Source organism: Actinosynnema sp. NPDC059335 (assembly GCF_042752395.1).
Lineage (GTDB): Bacteria > Actinomycetota > Actinomycetes > Mycobacteriales > Pseudonocardiaceae > Actinosynnema.
On the sequence record NZ_JBHYXZ010000003.1, the window covers coordinates 61,200 to 65,227 of the forward strand.

Below are 4,028 nucleotides of genomic sequence, written 5' to 3' on the forward strand. Positions count from 1 at the left end.
CCCCGCCCTCCCCGCCGCGCGCGGGGTGGGGGGGGCCGGCGGGGGGCGTGCCTCCGGGTGGTGGGGGGGGGCCCCGCCCGGCCCCCCCCCCACCCCTCTTCGCGTGCCCGGCGCGTCTCGCCCGAACGGCTCACCGCTACTGGGACAGTGGGAGGATGTCGGTGCAGCAAACGACCTCGCACGGCGTCGTGGCGGACTCCGTCCGACCGCCCGAGTTCTCCCGCGCCGAACGCGTGCGGGTGCTCACGATGACCGCGGTCGGATCGGTGGTGATCGGCTACGCGGGCGTCGCCGCCCTCCTCGCGCTGGTCTCCTCGACGGCCGCGCACGCGTCGTTCTCCACCACGGGCGTGCTCACCGCGGCCGCGCCGGGCTGGCTGGTCGCGCACCACGTGCCGCTGCGCTTCGACGGCGGGCAGCTCGGCCTGCTGCCGCTGCTGCCCACGGTGCTGGTCATGCTGCTGGTGTACCGGGCGGCGGCGGGCGCGGCGGACCGCCTGGGGCTGTTCGAGCCGTTGCAGGCGCGGTCGGTGGTGTTCGGCATCGCGGGCGCGCACGCCGTGGTGGGCAGCGTGATCGCGTTCCTGATGGGCGACGAAGGCCCGGTCCGCGCGACGCCCGCGGTGGCGTTCTTCGGGTGCGCGGTGGTGTCCGGGGTCGCGGCGGTCGCCGGGGTCGCGCAGCGCTGCGGCCTGGTGGAGGTCGTGTTCGAGCGGGTCGACTCGGTGGCGCGGCGCGGGTTGCGCGCGGGCGCGTCGGCGCTGTTCGCGCTGGCGGCGGCGGGCGCGCTGGTGCTGGCGCTGGGCCTGGTGCTGTCCTGGCCGACCACCGCCTCGCTGTTCGACCAGAGCGGCGGCACGATCGGCACCGGCCTGGGCATCTGGCTGCTGTGCCTGGCGTACCTGCCGAACGCGGTGGTCGGCGCGCTGTCGTACGTGGTGGGCGCGGGGTTCTCGATCGGGCCGGTGGTCGTCGGGCCGCTGGAGTTCGTCGGCGGTCCGGTGCCCGCCGTGCCGCTGCTGGCCGCGTTGCCGGAGGAGCAGGCCGGCTACCTGCCGCTGGTGCTGGTGCTGCCGGGCGTGGTCGGCGTGCTCGTCGGGCTGTCGCTGCGCGACGCCGCCGGCACGCCCCGGTCGCGGGTGCGCGCGGTGCTGGTCGCGGCGGTCACCGCGGGCGTCGGCACGTTGGTGCTGGCCGCGGTGTCCGGTGGCGCGCTGGGCGGCGGGGCGTTCGACCCGGTCACCGTCCCGGCCGGGTTGCTGGCCGTGCTCACGTTCGCCTGGGTGGCCGTGCCGGGCGGGGTCGTGGCGTGGTTCGCCGGGCCCCGGCCGCCGCGCGTGGTGGCCCCCGTCGTGGACGAGGTCGCGGCGGACGTCGCCGACGACGAGCCCGCTGACGACGAGGACTACGACGAAGACGACGAGGAAGTCGAGTACGACGAGGAAGAGGGAGAACTCGAGGAGGAGTTCGAAGAGGAAGAGGACGACGACGAGTTCGACCACGACCTCGACGAGTACGACGACCTCGAGGAGGAGTTCGAGGACGAACCGGACGATGACTCGGACGAGAGATCGGAGGAGGACGGGTCGGACGAGGAGGGCGAAGCGGACCGGGACGACGACGGCGACGGCCCGGACGACGAGCCCGGCGACGCCGACCCGGACCTGGCCGACAAGCCCCGGTAGGCAACGCCTAGGCTGCTCTTGAGCTGCTGTGACAGTAACCGGCAAGGAGAGCACGCTGAGCGCCGCGACCACACTCCGGCTTCCCGTCCCCGCCAGGGTCGTCGTCCTCGTCTCCGGTTCCGGCACGCTGTTGCAGGCGCTGCTGGACGCGGCGGCCGATCCCGGCTACCCGGTCGAGGTCGTCGCCGTCGGCGCGGACCGCGACGGCATCGAGGGGCTGAGCCGCGCCGAGCGCGCCGGCGTCCCCGGCTTCGCGGTCAAGCTGCGCGACCACGCCGACCGCGACGCGTGGGACACCGCCCTGGCCGACGCCGTCGCGGCCCACGAGCCGGACCTGGTGGTCTCCGCCGGGTTCATGAAGATCCTCGGACCCGCCTTCCTGGCCCGCTTCGGCGGCCGGATGGTCAACACCCACCCCGCGCTGCTGCCCGCGTTCCCCGGCGCGCACGGCGTCCGCGACGCCGTCGACTACGGCGTGAAGGTGACCGGCGCGACCGTGCACCTGGTGGACGGCGGGGTGGACACCGGCCCGATCCTGGCCCAGGAGGCGGTCGTCGTCGCCGAGGACGACGACGTCGAGAGCCTGCACGAGCGCATCAAGGTGGTGGAGCGGCGGCTGCTGGTCGACGTGGTCGCCCGCCTGGCCCGCGAGGGCTGCACCGTGAACGGACGAAAGGTGAGCATCCCGTGACCACTCCTGCCGAGAGGCGACCGGTTCGCCGGGCCCTGATCGGGGTTTCCGACAAGTCGGGGCTGCTGGAACTGGCCACCGGCCTGCACGCGGCCGGGGTCGAGATCGTCTCCACCGGCGGCACGGCGCGCGCGCTGGCCGACGCGGGCGTGCCGGTCACGCCGGTCGAGCGGGTCACCGGGTTCCCGGAGGCGCTGGACGGGCGGGTGAAGACGCTGCACCCCGGCGTGCACGCGGGCCTGCTCGCCGACACCCGGCGCGAGGAGCACGTGGCGAAGCTGCGGGAACTGGGCATCGAGCCGTTCGACCTGCTCGTGGTGAACCTGTACCCGTTCACCGAGACCGTGGCGTCGGGCGCGTCGGCGGACGAGTGCGTGGAGCAGATCGACATCGGCGGGCCGGCCATGGTGCGCGCGTCGGCGAAGAACCACGCCAGCGTGGCCGTCGTGGTGGACCCGTCGCGGTACTCGTGGGTGCTGGAGCAGGTCGCGGCCGGCGGGTTCACGTTGGCGGAGCGGCAGCGGTTGGCCGTGGACGCGTTCCGGCACACCGCGTCCTACGACGTGGCCGTGGCGTCGTGGTTGGGCGGCGTGGTGGCCCCCGACGACGAGGGTTCGGGCTTCCCCGGCTGGGTCGGCGCGACGTGGGACCGCAAGCAGGTGCTGCGCTACGGCGAGAACCCGCACCAGCGGGCCGCGCTCTACACGCGGGGCGACGGGCGCACGGGGCTCGCGACGGCGCAGCAGCTGCACGGCAAGGAGATGTCCTACAACAACTTCGTGGACGCGGACGCCGCGTGGCGCGCGGCGTGGGACCACGAGCTGCCGTGCGTGGCGATCATCAAGCACGCCAACCCGTGCGGCATCGCGGTGTCCCGGGTGGACGGTCCCGGCGCGATCGCCGAGGCGCACCGCAACGCGCACGCGTGCGACCCGGTGAGCGCGTTCGGCGGCGTGATCGCGGCCAACCGCGAGGTGACGCTGGAGATGGCCGAGCAGGTCGCGGAGATCTTCACCGAGGTGATCATCGCGCCGTCGTACGCCGACGGCGCGGTGGACGTGCTCACGCGCAAGAAGAACATCCGCATCCTGGTCGCGCCGGCGCCCGAGCGCGGCGGCCTGGAGATGCGCGCGGTGTCGGGCGGGTTGCTGGTGCAGACGGCGGACACCATCGAGGCCGAGGGCGACGACCCGGCCAAGTGGACGTTGGCGTGCGGCACGCCGCTGGACGAGGAAGGGCTGGCCGACCTCGCGTTCGCGTGGCGGGCGTGCCGGGCGGTGAAGTCGAACGCGATCCTGCTGGCGTCCGGCGGCGCGACGGTCGGCGCGGGCATGGGGCAGGTCAACCGGGTCGACGCGGCCCGGCTGGCGGTCGCGCGCGCGGGTGACCGGGCGCGGGGCGCGGTGGCGGCGTCGGACGCGTTCTTCCCGTTCCCGGACGGGTTGGAGGTGCTGCTGGAGGCCGGTGTGCGCGCGGTCGTGCAGCCCGGTGGGTCGGTGCGTGACGCCGAGGTGATCGCGGCGGCGGAGGCGGCCGGCGCGACGGTGTACCTGACCGGCACGCGCCACTTCGCGCACTAGTTCCGTCGGTCCCGGGGGTCCTCGCGCGTGGGGGGTGCCCCGGGCCGTTGCGCGTGAGCGGGTGGTGAGCTA

At 74.8% G+C, this 4,028-nt stretch carries 3 protein-coding genes; all 3 read left to right on the forward strand.

What is annotated here, in order from left to right:
- Positions 1-155: 155 nt before the first annotated feature.
- From ACFXGA_RS01550 to purH, 3 genes are read left to right on the forward strand one after another with little or no spacing between them, the layout of a single operon-like run.
- Positions 156-1,685, forward strand: a complete 1,530-nt coding sequence (locus ACFXGA_RS01550) for a DUF6350 family protein (RefSeq protein ID WP_378083280.1) — start codon at positions 156-158, stop codon at positions 1,683-1,685.
- 28 nt (positions 1,686-1,713) lie between these two features.
- Entirely contained in the window at positions 1,714-2,376 is a 663-nt protein-coding gene (gene purN, locus ACFXGA_RS01555) for a phosphoribosylglycinamide formyltransferase (protein WP_378083282.1), read from the forward strand.
- On the forward strand, positions 2,373-3,956 hold the full coding sequence (gene purH / locus ACFXGA_RS01560) for a bifunctional phosphoribosylaminoimidazolecarboxamide formyltransferase/IMP cyclohydrolase (protein ID WP_378083284.1): 1,584 nt from the start codon (positions 2,373-2,375) through the stop codon (positions 3,954-3,956). The genes purN and purH overlap by 4 nt, the downstream gene beginning before the upstream one ends.
- The last annotated feature ends 72 nt before the right edge of the window (positions 3,957-4,028 follow it).

Excerpts from the sequence above, each read along its gene's own strand:
- ACFXGA_RS01550 (WP_378083280.1), top strand. The coding sequence starts at position 156 with ATGTCGGTGCAGCAAACGACCTCGCACGGCGTCGTGGCGGACTCCGTC.